General features: G+C 52.3%; 12 protein-coding genes and 1 pseudogene. 9 read left to right on the top strand and 4 right to left on the bottom strand.

What is annotated here, in order from left to right:
• Positions 1-171: 171 nt before the first annotated feature.
• From C7N83_RS02985 to C7N83_RS16885, 8 genes and pseudogenes are all read left to right on the top strand, one after another.
• Positions 172-1,281, top strand: coding sequence for an ABC transporter substrate-binding protein (locus C7N83_RS02985; RefSeq protein ID WP_106740527.1), 1,110 nt, complete (start codon positions 172-174; stop codon positions 1,279-1,281).
• Between the two features lie 169 nt (positions 1,282-1,450).
• Positions 1,451-2,488, top strand: a complete 1,038-nt coding sequence (locus C7N83_RS02980; protein ID WP_106740526.1) for a FecCD family ABC transporter permease — start codon at positions 1,451-1,453, stop codon at positions 2,486-2,488.
• 64 nt (positions 2,489-2,552) lie between these two features.
• Positions 2,553-3,775 (top strand): annotated as a pseudogene (locus C7N83_RS02975) (ABC transporter substrate-binding protein).
• 11 nt (positions 3,776-3,786) lie between these two features.
• Entirely contained in the window at positions 3,787-4,581 is a 795-nt protein-coding gene (locus C7N83_RS02970) for an ABC transporter ATP-binding protein (RefSeq protein ID WP_106740524.1), read from the top strand.
• 30 nt (positions 4,582-4,611) lie between these two features.
• A complete protein-coding gene (locus tag C7N83_RS02965) occupies positions 4,612-5,043 on the top strand; it encodes a plastocyanin/azurin family copper-binding protein (protein WP_106740522.1) in 432 nt (143 codons plus the stop codon).
• Positions 5,044-5,393: 350 nt separating this feature from the next.
• On the top strand, positions 5,394-6,269 hold the full coding sequence (locus C7N83_RS02960; protein ID WP_106740520.1) for an ATP-grasp domain-containing protein: 876 nt from the start codon (positions 5,394-5,396) through the stop codon (positions 6,267-6,269).
• Positions 6,270-6,666: 397 nt separating this feature from the next.
• A complete protein-coding gene (locus tag C7N83_RS02955; protein WP_106740519.1) occupies positions 6,667-7,152 on the top strand; it encodes a hypothetical protein in 486 nt (161 codons plus the stop codon).
• Positions 7,106-7,357 (top strand): ACP-like domain-containing protein, encoded by a 252-nt coding sequence (locus C7N83_RS16885; RefSeq protein ID WP_425437486.1) that lies wholly within the window; start codon positions 7,106-7,108, stop codon positions 7,355-7,357. The genes C7N83_RS02955 and C7N83_RS16885 overlap by 47 nt, the downstream gene beginning before the upstream one ends.
• 502 nt (positions 7,358-7,859) lie before the next feature.
• Here C7N83_RS16885 and C7N83_RS02950 read toward each other — a convergent pair.
• A complete protein-coding gene (locus C7N83_RS02950) occupies positions 7,860-8,108 on the bottom strand; it encodes a BolA family protein (protein ID WP_106740517.1) in 249 nt (82 codons plus the stop codon).
• 319 nt (positions 8,109-8,427) lie between these two features.
• A complete protein-coding gene (locus C7N83_RS02945) occupies positions 8,428-8,820 on the bottom strand; it encodes a glycosyltransferase family protein (protein ID WP_106740515.1) in 393 nt (130 codons plus the stop codon).
• Between the two features lie 319 nt (positions 8,821-9,139).
• On the opposite strand from C7N83_RS02945, the gene lldD reads away from it, so the two are divergent.
• Positions 9,140-10,327, top strand: coding sequence for an FMN-dependent L-lactate dehydrogenase LldD (lldD, locus tag C7N83_RS02940; protein ID WP_106740514.1), 1,188 nt, complete (start codon positions 9,140-9,142; stop codon positions 10,325-10,327).
• A gap of 95 nt (positions 10,328-10,422) precedes the next feature.
• Here the strand turns inward: lldD and C7N83_RS02935 are convergent, their stop codons facing one another.
• Together C7N83_RS02935 and mutS are read right to left on the bottom strand one after the other, a co-directional pair.
• Positions 10,423-12,096: a purine-cytosine permease family protein gene (locus tag C7N83_RS02935; protein ID WP_106740512.1), complete on the bottom strand. Its 1,674-nt coding sequence runs from the start codon at positions 12,094-12,096 to the stop codon at positions 10,423-10,425.
• A gap of 94 nt (positions 12,097-12,190) precedes the next feature.
• Positions 12,191-14,764 carry a DNA mismatch repair protein MutS gene (gene mutS, locus C7N83_RS02930; protein ID WP_106740511.1) on the bottom strand — a complete coding sequence of 858 codons (2,574 nt, stop codon included), beginning with the start codon at positions 14,762-14,764 and terminating at the stop codon, positions 12,191-12,193.
• Positions 14,765-15,052: the final 288 nt, after the last annotated feature.

Raw genomic sequence — 15,052 nt, 5'->3', positions numbered from 1 at the left:
GTTAAAGTTGATTAACCAAGCTTTTCACCTATGCAACAGGTAATTATCAGATATACCGCAAACTTTTCAGACGGCCTTTTCATCACTTCTTCACTTGATTTATCATTTTTTTTTCCGTATATTTTAATGAAACAGAAATCATTTTTATTAATTAGTCAAAAGGAATGTCCGATGAAACTTGTGCACCTGTCTTCCCTTGCCGTGGCCGTGGCTTTGTCGCTGGGTACGGTGTCCGCTTATGCCAAACCGGTTCAGATTACCGACGTGGCCGACCGTAAAGTGACTGTAGACTTACCGGCGAAACGCGTGGTATTGGGCTTTTATTATCAGGATTATATGGCCATCGGCGGTAAAAACGCGCTGAATAATGTGGTCGGTTTTTCCAAAGCCGTGTGGTCGGATTGGGCTCCGCCAAGCTGGGCTGCGTTCAGCAAAGCCGTGCCGAAGTTGAACCGGCTTACCGACGTGGGTGAGGTGGAAGTCGGCACTTTTTCGATTGAAAAAGTATTGGCTTTGAAACCGGATTTGCTGGTGTTAGCGGATTGGCAGTATCAGGCTTTGGGTTCGGATTTGGACCGCATCAATAAAGCCGGTATTCCGGTGGTGGTGTTGGATTACAATGCTCAAACTGTTGACAAACACATCAAGTCGACCCACATCATCGGCACGCTGACCGGCCAGCCGCAAAAAGCCGCCAAGCTCGCTGCCGATTACAAGCGCATTGTCGATACCATTCAAAGCCGCGTGAAAAAAGCCGGTTTGCCGAAGCCTAAGGTGTACACCGAATTCGGCAACAAAGGTCCTGCCGAACACAGCTTTACTTTCGGCAAGAGCATGTGGGGTTCGATGATTACTTTGGTAGGCGGTGACAACATCGCCGCCAAAGCGGTGGAATATTACGGCCCGATTAATCCGGAATTGGTGTTGGCCGCCAAGCCTGATGTGATTGTGATTACCGGCCGCGAAACGGAAGTGAAGAAAAACCCGCAAGCGATGGTGTTGGGCTGGGGCATCAACAAAGCCGACGCCGAACGCCGCTTGGTCGGTTTCACCAAACGCCCGGGCTGGCGCAATCTGCCGGCGGTGGAAAACAACCGCGTTTACGGTGCCTACCACGCCAACTCGCGCACGCTTTCAGACGGCGCATCGATTCAGTTTATGGCCAAAGCGATTTATCCGCAGCTCTTTAAAGACTTGAATCCTGAAAAAACCTATCTGGATTTCTACCGTCAAAACCTGCCGGTAGTGCCGCACGGTACGTTCTATATTTATCCGAAATAAAACGGACAATTTGAGGATACGGCGGGTAGTGTGCAAGCTGCCGCCGTATCGCTCTTCAGACGGCCTGATGATTTGACATGTGGTGGACAGAGTCCGTTTTTTCAGGCGGTTTTACCTTAAGGCCGTCTGAAAAAACGGTTTCTTACTTTATCTCTCTTTTAAACATTTTATGATGCCCCTTACCGCCGCCGATATTGTCAAAAACCAGCGCGCCCTCGAGCGAAAACGCTGGTTGGTTGTTTGTTCTTTTTTGGTTGTCAGCCTCATCGGCTTCGTGTTCGACATTGCTACCGGCCCTTCCATGCTGCCGGTGAACGAAGTGGTGAAATCGCTGCTGAACATGCAGGGCGTGCATGAAATGAGCAAGGTGATTGTGTACGATTTGCGTCTGCCGATGGCGGTGATGGCCTTGGTGGTCGGCGCGGCTTTAGGTGTGGGCGGAGCGGAAATCCAAACGTTGCTGAATAACCCGATGGCCAGTCCGTATACGCTGGGCTTGGCAGCAGCGGCCGGTTTGGGTGCGTCGCTGGTGATTGCCTTTGGCGGCTTCGGTTTGCCGCATGCGTTTGCCGTGCCGATTGGTGCGTTTGTGATGACCATGCTGGCGGCGGGGGTTTTGTTTGCTTTTGCGTCTGTCCGCCGCTTCAATTCCGCCATGCTGGTGTTGGTGGGGATTGCCTTATTGTTTTTGTTTCAGTCGGTTTTGTCGCTGATTCAGTTTATCGCTGCGCCGGAAATTTCGCAGCAGATTTTGTTTTGGCTGTTCGGCAGTCTGACCAAGGCAACGTGGGAAACGGTCATCGTGACCACCGTCGTAACCGCTGTGTGTGTGAGCTTGCTGGCCAAAGACGTGTGGAAACTCACCGCCCTGCGTTTGGGTGAAGAACGCGCCGCCGGTTTGGGCATCAACCTGCAACGCCTGCGTATTCAAACTTTGGTATTGGTGGCGGTAATGACTGCCACCGCGATCAGTTTTGTCGGCGTAATCGGCTTTATCGGCTTGGTGGCGCCGCATGTGGCACGCATTCTGCTCGGCGAAGACCAACGCTTTTTCCTGCCCGGCTCTATGCTGGCGGGCGCGGCGTTTTTGTCGGTAGCAAGCGTGTTGTCGAAAGTGATTGTTCCCGGTGCGCTGTTCCCGGTGGGGATTGTGACCTCGTTTGTCGGCGTGCCGTTTTTCTTTTGGATCGTGTTAACCAAACGATGATATTTTTCAGACGGCGTTCTATGGCATCAGGCCGTCTGAAACTGTTTGATAGAGAGATAAATCAATGAAACCAGTTTGCCGTATTTTAGCCGCGGCCGTGTTCTGCCTTGCCGCATTCGCCGTGCAAGCCGAAGAGAAGACGCTCACCGATGTGCGCGGGCGTAAATTGCACGTCGATGTGCCTGCCAAACGCGTGGTACTGGGCTTTTATTATCCTGATTATATTGCTGTGACTGGTGCCGATAAGTTTGAAAACGTGGTCGGTATTTCGCGCGAATTTTGGGAAAAATTCAACCCCGGCAGTTGGTCGCTATACAGCGCCAAAATTCCTTCGCTGCAAAATACCGGCGACATCGGCAATGTGAACACCGGTACCTTTTCGTTTGAAAAAACCTTGGCGGTGAAGCCCGGTGTGGTAGTGTTGGCCGATTGGCAGTATGACACGCTGAAAGAAGAAATGCCGCGTTTTGAAAAAGCAGGTATTCCGGTAGTAGTGGTCGATTTCAATGCGCAAACGGTCGAACGCCATACCGCCAGCGCCAAGCTTTTCGGTGAAATCGCCGGCACGTCCGAGCGTGCCAAACAAGCTGCTGACGAATACGCACAAGGCATGGCCGACATTCAAAAATGCGTGGCCGAAGCGGGCAAGCCTAAGCCGAAAATCTACATCGAGTTCGGTGATAAAGGCCCTGCCGAACACAGCTTTACTTTCGGCAAAAACATGAGAGGTGCGATTGCCGACACGGTGGGCGGCGACAATATTGCCGCGCCGTTTATCAAAGATTGGGGGCCGATTAACCCGGAGCAGTTTTTCACTGCCAAACCCGATGTGGTGATTATTTCCGGCACCGAAGTCGGCCTGAAGCAGCAAACTTCTATGGCAATGGGCATTGACATTGCCGCCGATGAAGCGCAAAAACGTCTGGCAGTTTTTACCGAACGCGCCGGTTGGTCAGACATTCCTGCCGTTAAAAACAGCCGCGTATTCGGCATTTACCATACCGCTTCGCGTTCGCTGTCAGATTTGGCTTCTGCCCAATTTATCGCCAAAGCGCTGTATCCCGAAGCCTTTGCCGACGTGAATCCGGAAGAAACTTACCGCGGATTCCACCACAAATATCTGCGGTCGAGCCACAAGGCACGTTCTTTATCCGCTTGGGCTGCGATGGTTTGGAAGACTGCAAAAACCAAGCCGCTGCTGATACTGCCCCTGCCAAGCCCGAACCTGTCGTTGAAGCATCCTTGTGGCAGCGCATTAAAAACTGGTTTGCCACCCCCTTTGCTTAAGGCCGTCTGAAATGATCCGACTTGAAAACGTATACATCCGCCGCGGCAATTTTGTAGTGGCCGACCAAATCAATCTCGGCTTCGGGCCGGGCAAAGTTTACACCATCCTCGGCCCCAACGGCACGGGCAAATCGTCGCTTTTGAAAACCCTGTTTGGCGAAGTGGCGCATCAAGGCAGCATTCGCTACAAAGACGAGCATTTGAGCAAAACCAACCTGCAAAGCTGGCGCAAACGCATAGGCTACATGCCGCAAAACACCTTTACCGAAGCCGCGCTGACCGCCTTGGAAGTGGTGCTGCTCGGCCGCATGGACGGCTTGGGGCTGTATGTGGGCGACGAAATGCTGCACGAAGCGGCGGGTATTATGGAATCGCTCGGCATTGCCCATTTGGCGCACCATGACGTAATGAACTTGAGCGGCGGCCAGCGGCAATTGGTGATGTTTGCCCAAGTGATGATGCGCCGGCCGGAAATCCTGTTGCTCGACGAACCTGTCTCCGCACTGGATATGCACCACCAAATCAACCTGCTCGAGCGCGTGGCCGACTACACCCACGCCAATGGTCTGACCACGCTGATGGTGTTGCACGATTTGAGTTTGGCCGCCCAATTTTCAGACGGCATTGTGCTGATTGGCGGCGGCAAAGTCCATGCCGAGGGCGCACCGAAAGACGTGTTGCAGCCGGAATTAATCAGCGCGCTGTATCAAGTCGATGTCGAATTGCTTTACGATCGTTTCGGCGCGCCGGTGATTCGTCCTTTACGGAATAGGACGTCTGAAAAAAATCAAACGTTTACCGCTTAATGTGTTTGAATCAACGATAAGGAAACTGAAATGAAAAAATCCCTGTTTGCTTTGCTGCTGACCGCTTCCGTCAGCGCGTTTGCCGCCAACTACGAAGTGAAAATGCTCAACAACGGTGCCGAGGGCGGCATGGTGTTTGAGCCGGGCTTTGTCAAAGCCGCGGTCGGCGACACCGTCACCTTCAAGCCGACCCACAAAGGCCATTGGGTGCAGAGTAAAGCCGTGCCTGAAGGCGTGGAAGGCTTTTTGTCGGAAGAAGATAAAGAATTTACCCTAAAACTGACCAAAGAAGGCGTGTATGTTTACACCTGCCCGCCACACCGCCTGATGAACATGAGTGGTGTGATTCAAGCCGGCAAAGCCGTTAACAAAGCCCAAGCGCAAGCGGCAGTGGAGGAAATGGAAAAACGCGCCATGCAAAACAAAGGCCGCCTGAAAAAATATTTGGAACAAGTGAAATAAAATAAGGCGGGATTTCCTGCCTTATTGATGCCCGGCAATAGTAGAACCGATAAGAACCGGTACAAGGCAGCCTGACGCAGGCCGTACGGCAAGGCAGACCAACGCGGTACTGTTTTTTAGGGCGTATCCTCATTTTGTCTGCATCGCCGATTTTCGAGCAGAAAAGCGCGTATGCAAGGCGATACTCATTTTACACGCCGCGCCGGTAAAACCGGCCGGCGTGGCAAGGCTGGATACCTTGCGCACATTTTTAATGCAGCAGACGGGTTTTATGCCGGAAAGATGGCACATGATAAAATGAGGACACGCCCTAGTGATTTTACGGCAACAAACCATTAAAAAGACAAACTATGCTTACTTTAACCACTTGCCGCCGCTATACCGAGCCGCCACCGGATTTAATCCCCTTGGCACATGCCCTGCGGCAACGCGGCATTGCCACGCAGTTTGCCCCTTGGCAAAACGAGCCGCGTACCCCGTTTGTCCTGCCTTTATGCGCATGGGATTATGCCGACCAACCTGCCGCGTTTGCCGCATGGACACATGCCGTTCTCGGTAATGGACAGCATTTTCTCAATCCGCCCGAACTGATGCGCTGGAACATGAACAAACGCTATCTTACCGATTTGGCCGCTCAGGGCATCCATGTGATTCCGACTGAATTTCTACCTTGTGACGGACGGTTTAGCGAGGCACACAACCAGGCTCTGCAACAGATTTTATCGGCCAAACAATGGCCTGAAGCGGTGGTAAAACCTGCTATCGGTCAGAGCGGCAAAGGCGTGTGCAAAATCCGTATAGGCGAATCTTTGGGCGCGGAATGGGCGGATATGAACGTTTCAGACGGCCTGATGGTGCAGCCGTATGTCCGCGAGATCGAGCAGGCAGGCGAAACTTCGCTGGTATGTTTCAACGGCAGCTTCAGTCACGCCGTGCGCCGCCAGCCGCCGCAAGGCGAATGGCGCGCCAATTCCGCTTACGGTGTCGCCATCCTGCCCGCGAATCCGCCTGATTTTGTGGTGCAGGCCGCCGAAACCGTGTTGCGTACCCTGCCGCAAATGCCGCTGTACGCCCGCGTTGACGGCACCATCATCGGCGATACCTTCCTGCTGAATGAATTGGAAGTGATCGAACCGGCGTTGTATCTGCACACTTGCGACACCGCCACTGCGCAGTTTGCCGATGCGGTGGCGGCTGGGATTGAAGACATCCGGGGCAGACAGTAAATCTATTTTTTGCTATTAAGAAGAGCCGCTGAAAAGAACAGGCAGGTTGGACCGAACCCCAACATTATCCGGCATTGAAAGAATTGATGTGCGGTTTGATATAACCTTGGTTGTCAGTACGGGTTGTGTAGAGCCGAATTTGGATTGGCTGTCTTTCTTAACCCGATCTTACCCCGACGGATATCTTTGTCTTTGCCCGGCGGGGTCTCAGTACCTGCAGGGTTAAATTGGCGGTAAACCTCGTATATCTGCATTCCGCGCAGCAATCTTGCCGGAGCTTTGGTGTCTGTTTACTATTAATATTCAGAATCTTATTGTAATTTTATGATTTTTCTCCCTGATTTCCCCGATATAAATGTACTATATTACCTTTAAATTAGTTGAAATAAGGAGGTTAATGATGTTAATGCGTGTATTTCGTACATTATTAGCTTTATCAATAACATTAAGTGCTGCTCCGTTGGCAGCCAGTGCAAGTAGCGATAAACCTGTGAAAACCGTTAATGTGCGTTTCAATCCGGGTACGACATCTGCCATATATAAAGGAAATATTAAAGGTTATCAGTTTCACAGTTACCGGTTCCATGCACAAAAAGGACAAGTTCTGAATATCAGTTTGGATAAAAGCAATCCGAACATTGCCGTATCCGTACGTTATTTGGGAAAAAATTCAGATAGTGAATTTCTAACAGCATCTGACCAAGTTCTTCCTTTTACAGGCCATTATGAGGTACGTATTTTACAAACCCGAAATGGAGCTAGAAAAAACAATAGGTTACGTCAGTATGCCGTTACGATTTCAATAGTGGGTTCCGGCAGCAAAACGGCGGCAGCGAATGGTGCGAAGACTGAGGATTCCCATACCAATTGGATCACGTACTAAATGCCAGGTCGGCAAACAAGTATCCGTCCGCTATAAAAGGGGAAAAGCTACTGCCCCGGCCTCAGCCGCACTGAAAGTGAATGGCAAGATTTTCAATATGGTGTATGACAATGAAAGCAATGCGGATGATACTGTTTTCAGCGGTCAAGGTTTCAGATGGAGCGTCAATAAGGTAACTGCCTCAAACGTATATAATCCAGCATAATGGTTTTCTGACTCGGAAAAAACGGTTTTAATAAACGGAAAAAAAGAAAAACTTGATGAAATTATTAGTAAAAATTACGAACCTAAAAGTTAAACGGCAGTTGGTTCCGGCCGTTTTGATAAAACAGCAGCCATCAATAAAGCTGCTGTTTTTTAACGGGTTTAACCGGCGCTAATTTTTAATCATGACGACAAACAAATTTGATGCCGTCTGAAATCTCAGAATCGTTATTCCCGCCTGCGCGGGAATAACGATTCTGAGATTTCTGTTGTCCTGATTGAGCTAAATAGCACTATATAAATCTTCTTAAAATACAAAAAGCCACCGTTGGTTGTAATACAGTTTTTTAAGATTTTTGGATATTAGTATACCGAAATCCATGATTTTTTTGGAAATAGATATATAAGAAATATATAAATATAATAAAATTGACGGGCGGTCGATCCGTATCATACTGGAAATCAGATTGACTTTATCAGGCGGTATTGATTATGCTGTTCAATCAAGATTGCTTCTGAGCCCACTCTGTCGGGGTGGCGGCAACCGAAATCGACAGCGCGTGTAGTTCGTTACTTTCCAATTTTTCTTTCAAGCCGTCTTTAATCAGGCGGTGGCGCGCCAAGCGGGCTTTGCCTTCAAATTCGGACGACACAATCACGGCGAAAAAGTGGTGGCCGTCGCCTTCCACCTCAACGTGTTCGCATTTGGCCACGGCCTCAATCATGGCTTTGACTTGCTCGGGTGTTAACATGGTACGTTCCTTTGTTTCAAGATGGTGGTTGCATTATACAGAATAATTGCTCAAATTGAATGGGAAAAGCCCGTCCGAAAAGCAAGCCCATTGTTCGGACGGTCTAAATCATCAACCATGCACCCACATGTTTTCCACCATTTTATCCACAGGTTTGGTACAACCGTTTGCTAGCTAACCGGCTACTGCCGCAGCAGTATCGGGAAAGTGTATCGGTGCGGGATTCGGGCGTTGCAGCCGGTTATGGAAGGTGGCCGGATCGGAATGATGCTTTAATATCGGCCGCTGCCGTTTTTTGCAAGGCTTTGGCGTTATATGATTATCCAGCGGACGAACCAGTAGTTTTTTTTCCCGAAGCTATTACTTCGCTGCACAAGCCGAAACCGGCATTCGTAATGACACTGCTGCATTCGGTTATGTTGCGCGGAAAGGCGGTGCGTGAAAAGGGATGCACCTTGATCAGGCCGTCTGAAACCATTTTATCCACAGCTGCATAAACCCGAAAACGCTGTTGTGGTGCGCTGCGAAGCCAAGTTTGAACCTGCCCCAAATTTTCAAACGGCAGATACACCAGCACAAACCCTTTATCATCCGCCGGATGCGGATTGGCCGGAATCAACGGTGGCAAAATCGGTTGGCCGAATGCCTGCCAATAATCATCAGCGGGCGCAAATGCTTTCAAACCGTAAGGCAGAAGCGGTGGCGGCAGCATTCTTGATAACACCCGACAATTCCAAAAGGGTGTTCAGACAAAAAACAAAAAGTGTACACAACGCTGGGATTTTCTACATCCCGCCCGGGCCGTCTGAAACGTTTTATCTTTGATTCATCATTTTTCCATAAATATTCGGACAGCCTTTTATCCTATTAAATCAAAAACTTTCACACATTTTCCTAATCGTTTTTTTGCTTATTTCGCATAAAATGCGTGTGAGCGGATGAAATTTCGTTCAAAAACGATTACAATGGCTTTCAAATTTAAATAAAACTCGAAATCAAACGTATTTAACCCTGTTTTTCGGAGCCGATTTATGATTATTTCATCCGCAAGTGATTACCGCGAAGGCGCACGCCGCCGATTGCCGCCGTTTTTGTTCCACTATATCGATGGCGGTGCTTATGCCGAGCGCACGCTGGAGCGCAATATGTCCGACTTGGCCGATATTGCTCTGCGCCAACGTGTACTACGCGATATGTCCGAGTTGGATTTGAGCATTGAATTGTTTGGTGAGAAACTTTCCATGCCTGTTGCCCTGTCGCCTGTCGGCCTGACCGGCATGTATGCCCGCCGCGGCGAAGTGCAGGCTGCGCGTGCCGCCGATAAAAAAGGTATTCCGTTTACCTTGTCCACCGTATCCGTGTGCCCGATTGAAGAAGTGGTGCCGCAGATTCGGCGGCCGATGTGGTTCCAGCTTTATGTATTGAAAGACCGCGGCTTTATGACCAACGCGTTAGAACGTGCCAAAGCCGCCGGCTGTTCGACGCTGGTGTTTACCGTCGATATGCCGACTCCCGGCGCCCGCTACCGTGATGCCCATTCCGGCATGAGCGGCCCCAATGCCGCCATGCGCCGCTACCTGCAAGCCGTATTGCACCCGCAATGGGCATACGATGTTGGCATTCACGGCAAACCGCACGATTTGGGCAACATCTCCAAATACATGGGCAAAGCCGTCGGCTTGGAAGACTACATAGGCTATCTGGGCGCAAATTTCGACCCGTCGATTTCGTGGAAAGATTTGCAATGGATTCGCGATTTCTGGGAAGGCCCTATGATTATTAAAGGCATTCTCGACCCAGACGACGCGCGCGATGCGGTGAGATTCGGTGCCGACGGCATTGTCGTATCTAACCACGGCGGCCGCCAGCTTGACGGCGTATTGTCATCTGCCCGCGCCATGCCCGCCATTGCCGATGCCGTAAAAGGCGACATCAAAATCCTCGCCGATTCCGGCATCCGAAACGGCTTGGATGTCGTGCGCATGATTGCCCTCGGCGCCGACTGCACCATGATCGGCCGCGCCTTTATCTACGCACTCGCTACCGACGGTGAAGCCGGTGTCGCCAACCTGCTTAACCTGTTTGAAAAAGAAATGCGCGTCGCCATGACCTTAACCAGCTGCCAAAACATCAGCGAAATCACCGCCGATTGCTTGGTTCAGGCCGAAAATGTATTGAAAAACCCGAATGCCTTGCGTGAAGTATTGGGTGGCGAGTGATGGGGTTTGATTAAGTTGGTTGATTGAAAAAAGAGCAAAGGCCGTCTGAACAGGAAAGTTTCAGACGGCCTTTCATACTTGTATTTCCTATTCCCCTACCTTCTCCCCGACACTTTCATCCACAAGGCTGTCTGAATGAAATAAGCGGCGGAGAATACGGCCAGCAGCCATTGGAAGGCGGCGGTGTATTGGTGCGGTGATGACGGCAGGTATAGTATGCCGCAGCTGGCCACCATCAGCAGCAGGCTGGCGGCGGCGCCGTAAAAGAGCGGGTGGCGGCCGTTAGGGAATGCTGTTACGGCCGGTTGCGCAGTGGCGGCCAAGCATGTGTCGTCACTGCCGTAAGCCTGATGGTATAAGCGTTCGGACGGCATATCGGTTTGCGGTGCCTGCTGGTAGGCCAAAAAAGTGTAGAGCAGCAAACAGGCTGCCCATAGAGGGATGAACACGGTAAAGAGGTGCATACCGGCAGCCAGCAATACTGCCGCCAAGGCCATGCCGCACACCCATACCGACCATGCGGCACGGTTGTTGTTGTCGCGGCGGCCGGTGCGCCAAAACGGCGCAATGCCCAGTTTCGGCAGGATAAAGTGTTCGGCGGCGATGATGGCACCTACAGGTGCGGTGAGAATATTGAAATAGGCCATCAAGTCCAGCCATTTCAGGAAAATCAGCGGCAGGCAGGCGATAAGGGTGGTGACGGCACCGACCACAGCGGTGGTTTTCATCAGCGACCAACGCGGTAAAAACGCATGAAACGCCAGCCCCGAGCGGTAAAGGCACGGTACGGCGGTGGTAAACGAGGCCACCACCACGGCAGCCGTACCCGCCACACCCAACACCGGCACGACCACGCCGCCGATGTCGAGTTTGCCGATGTCGGTTTGCAGTAAAGCCGCACTGGCGGCGCCAAGCATACCGGCGGTCAGCCATGCGACAAAATGGCCACCGTATGCGGCAAAGGCGGAATACGCGCCATAGCCGGTTTTGCGGGCAAACCGCAGCGTGCTCAAATCGCCCATGCCCAAATGCAGCGGCAGGTTCAGCCCCCATGCAAAGGCGGCAATCTGCCACATGGTCAGCGACCGACTGCCGTCGGGCGTATTGTCTGTCCACACATAGCGCTGCAGCGTTTCATACCCATCCAAACCTTGTGCACTGCCGATGGCTGTGAGATACGGAAAAGCCGCCAGTCCGCACACGGCAAACACGGCAAACAGCCACGGCGCGCAGATTTTGGCAAACTTCGTCACCCGCGAAAAACCGCGCAGTGCCACTCCCATCGTTGCCAAACCGATCAGCAACACCGCCGCCACAAACAAGCCGCTGGTCGGATACCACCGCACCTGTGGAGGTACATCGGTCAGGCCGCGGATGGCGGCAGCGGAAATGGTCATCATGCCGCCGGCAATCACGGCGAAAATCAAGCCGCTCATTAAATTATAGAAAAACACCAGCCGTCGTCCGGCCAAGCGTTCCAAATATTGATACAGCGTCAACCGCGAACGCACCGCCACCGGCGCGCACACCAACGCCCAGCTCAACACCGCTGCCAGATTGCCGATGAACAAGCCGAACAACACGGTTGCCGGTGATGCGCCCCAAGCCGCAAATGCCGCACCGACCACAAACTCACCGCCAGCAATGTGTTCGCTGCTGTAGGCTGCCGCAAAATGACTGCGCCCGAGCAGCCGGTCGGCAGGCACGCGGCTGTGGGAAAACTCGCCTTCATGTGTATCAGGCTGGTGTGTGGTTGGATTTTTTATCATGTAAAACGTGTCCGTCGGCAAACATCAAGCTGCTGCGATTATATCGTAAAGGCCGTCTGAAAAACAGGATTCAGACGGCCTTTCCAATGTGGGCTCAAACCAAACGTTTCAAACGGTAAAGCGCATCCAAGGCTTCTCTCGGTGATAAGTTATCGGGGTTGGTTTCAGCCAAGGCTTTGAGCAATTCGGTTGTATTTTCAGATGGCTTGTTTGCATGTTCTTCATCATGTCTGACATCATCATGTTCAGACGGCATGACTTGGAAAATATCCATTTGCGGCTGCGCGGCGGCGGCTTGGGTTTCCAAATCAGACAGATGTTGTTGCGCGGTTTTCAGGGCGCGGGCGGGCAGGCCGGCAAGTTTGGCGACGGCGATGCCGTAGCTTTTGCTGGCGGGGCCGGGTTGGATTTCGTGCAGAAACACGATGTCTTGTCCTTGCTCCAGTGCGGAAAGATGCATGTTCACGGCGTGGGCATGAGCTTCAGGCAGGCGGGTGAGCTCGAAATAATGGGTGGCAAACAGGCTGAAGGATTTGTTTTTCTGCAGCAGATGTTCGGCAATGGCCTGCGCGAGGGCGAGGCCGTCGAAAGTGGAGGTACCGCGGCCGACTTCGTCCATCAACACCAGTGATTGCTCGGTGGCGTGGTGCAGGATGTAGGCAGTTTCGCTCATTTCAACCATAAAGGTGGAGCGGTTGGACGCCAAATCGTCGCTGGCGCCGATACGCGTAAAAATGCGGTCGATAGGGCCGATTTTGGTGGATTGGGCAGGTACGAAGCTGCCGGTGTGGGCGAGCAGGGTAATCAGCGCGACTTGGCGCATATAAGTCGACTTGCCACCCATATTGGGGCCGGTGAGCAGCATCAGGCGGTGTTTGTGGTCGAAACGGGTATGGTTGGGCGTGAAGTGGCGCACCTGCTCTTCCACCACAGGGTGGCGGCCGCCGTCGATTTCCAACACGGGATAATCGGCAAACTCGGGACAGACGAAACCGCGTGTTTGCGCGAGTGCGGCAAAGGTGGCCAACACGTCCAGTGCGGCGGCGGCTTTGGCGGCTTTCTGCAGTTGTGGCAAGGCAGTCTGAATGTCTTTGAGCAAGGTGTCGAACAGTTGTTTTTCCAAGGCAAGCGCTTGGTCTTGTGCAGTTAAGACTTTGTCTTCAAAGGATTTTAATTCGGGAGTAATGAAACGTTCGGCGTTTTTCAGGGTTTGGCGGCGCTGGTAATCGGCCGGTGCCTGCTCGGCCTGCACTTTGGATAATTCGATGTAAAAACCGTGCACGCGGTTGAACTCGACCTTTAAGGTAGACAAGCCGGTGCGCTCGCGTTCGCGCGTTTCCAATGCCAGCAGAAATTCGTCGCCGTGGTTTTGAATGTGGCGCAGTTCGTCCAATCCGGCATGGAAACCGTGGTTGATCACGCCGCCGTCGCGCAGCCAGACCGAAGGTTCAGGCAAAATCGCGGCCTGTAACTGCTCGGCCACAGGCAGGGTGGCAGGAAACACGTTTTTCAGCGTGGCCAGCAGGCTGCTGCTTTCGGCGGATAATTCCAGCTTTGCCAGCTCAAACAAGCTGTCCCGTAGCGCGGCCAAATCGCGCGGCCGGGCATTGCCGACGGCGATGCGTGCGGCGATGCGTTCGATGTCGGCAATGTTTTTCAGACGGCCTTGAATGCTACTGAATTGCTCGGACAAAGCGGATACGGCTTGTTGGCGGGCACGGATGTGGTCGCGGTTGCGCAAAGGGTGGTGCAGCCACATCGCCAATAAGCGGCTGCCCATGTGGGTGGCGCAATGGTCGAGCGTGGACATCAAGGTCGGCGCTTTTTTGCCGCTTAAGGTTTGGGTGATTTCGAGATTGCGGCGCGTGGCGGCATCCATGCCGATAAACTGGCTGTCGGTTTCGAGCGACAGGCCGTCAAAGTGTTGCGGCATCAAGGTTTGCGTCAGGCGGATGTAGTTGATGAGTGCACCGGCCGCCCCAATCGCCGCAGCGTGTTCGCCGGTGTCCAAGCCGAAGCCGCGCAAATCCTGGCTGCCGAAATAACCGGTTAAGAGTGTTACCGCTGTATCGGGTGCAAACTGCCACGCATTCAGCCGCGTGAGGCTAGCGTTTTCCAAAGGTGGCAGGATTTGGCCGTCTGAAAGCAGAATTTCGGCTGCCTGCAGACGCGCCAATTCGTCGGCCAATTGTGCCGCGTCAACCTGTTTGACTTTGAATTCACCGCTTTGCAGCGATGCCCACGCCAAGCCGATGTGCTTTTTGGTGTGGTTAACCGCCACGATGCGGTTGGTTTCTTTATCTTCCAAAAAGGCCGAATCGGTGAGCGTACCGGGCGTGACAATCCGCACTACTTTGCGCTCTACCGGCCCTTTGCCCGCGCCCACTTCTCCGACCTGCTCGCAAATCGCCACGCTTTTGCCCATTTTCACCAAACGCGCCAAGTATTGTTCGGCAGCATGAAACGGCACACCGGCCATCTTAATCGGCTCACCGTCCATCTGTCCGCGTGTGGTGAGCGTGATGTCCAAAAGTTTGGCCGCCTCCACCGCATCATCGAAAAACAGCTCGTAAAAATCGCCCATGCGGTAAAACACCAGTTTGTCGGCATGCTGCGATTTGATGCCGAGATATTGCTGCATCATCGGCGAAACGGTGGGTTTGCTCATAATAAAAGCCTTGTGGAACGTGGGTTAGGGGAATGGCGTATTGTAACAAAAAACCGATTTTTGATGAAAAAGATAGTGTATAGCACCTTCAAATATATTTACATTTCTTGACTTTGAAATAATGCGCACCCTGAATTTTTTCAGGGTGTTTTTTCTTTACTTCGGTTTAGATTTCTTACATTCAACGGTTTGGGGCACGCGCGAACCGGACACTGTTGCTTCGCAATGTGCATTTGCTGGCGCAAATGACACCGACGCACCAACCCACCTCCGAACCAAGCCGTCTGA

Origin of the sequence: Neisseria iguanae (assembly GCF_003013245.1) — a bacterium.
GTDB lineage: Bacteria > Pseudomonadota > Gammaproteobacteria > Burkholderiales > Neisseriaceae > Neisseria > Neisseria iguanae.
The sequence above is the reverse complement of the archived record's forward strand: the minus strand, read 5'-3'. Positions and strand labels throughout refer to the sequence as shown.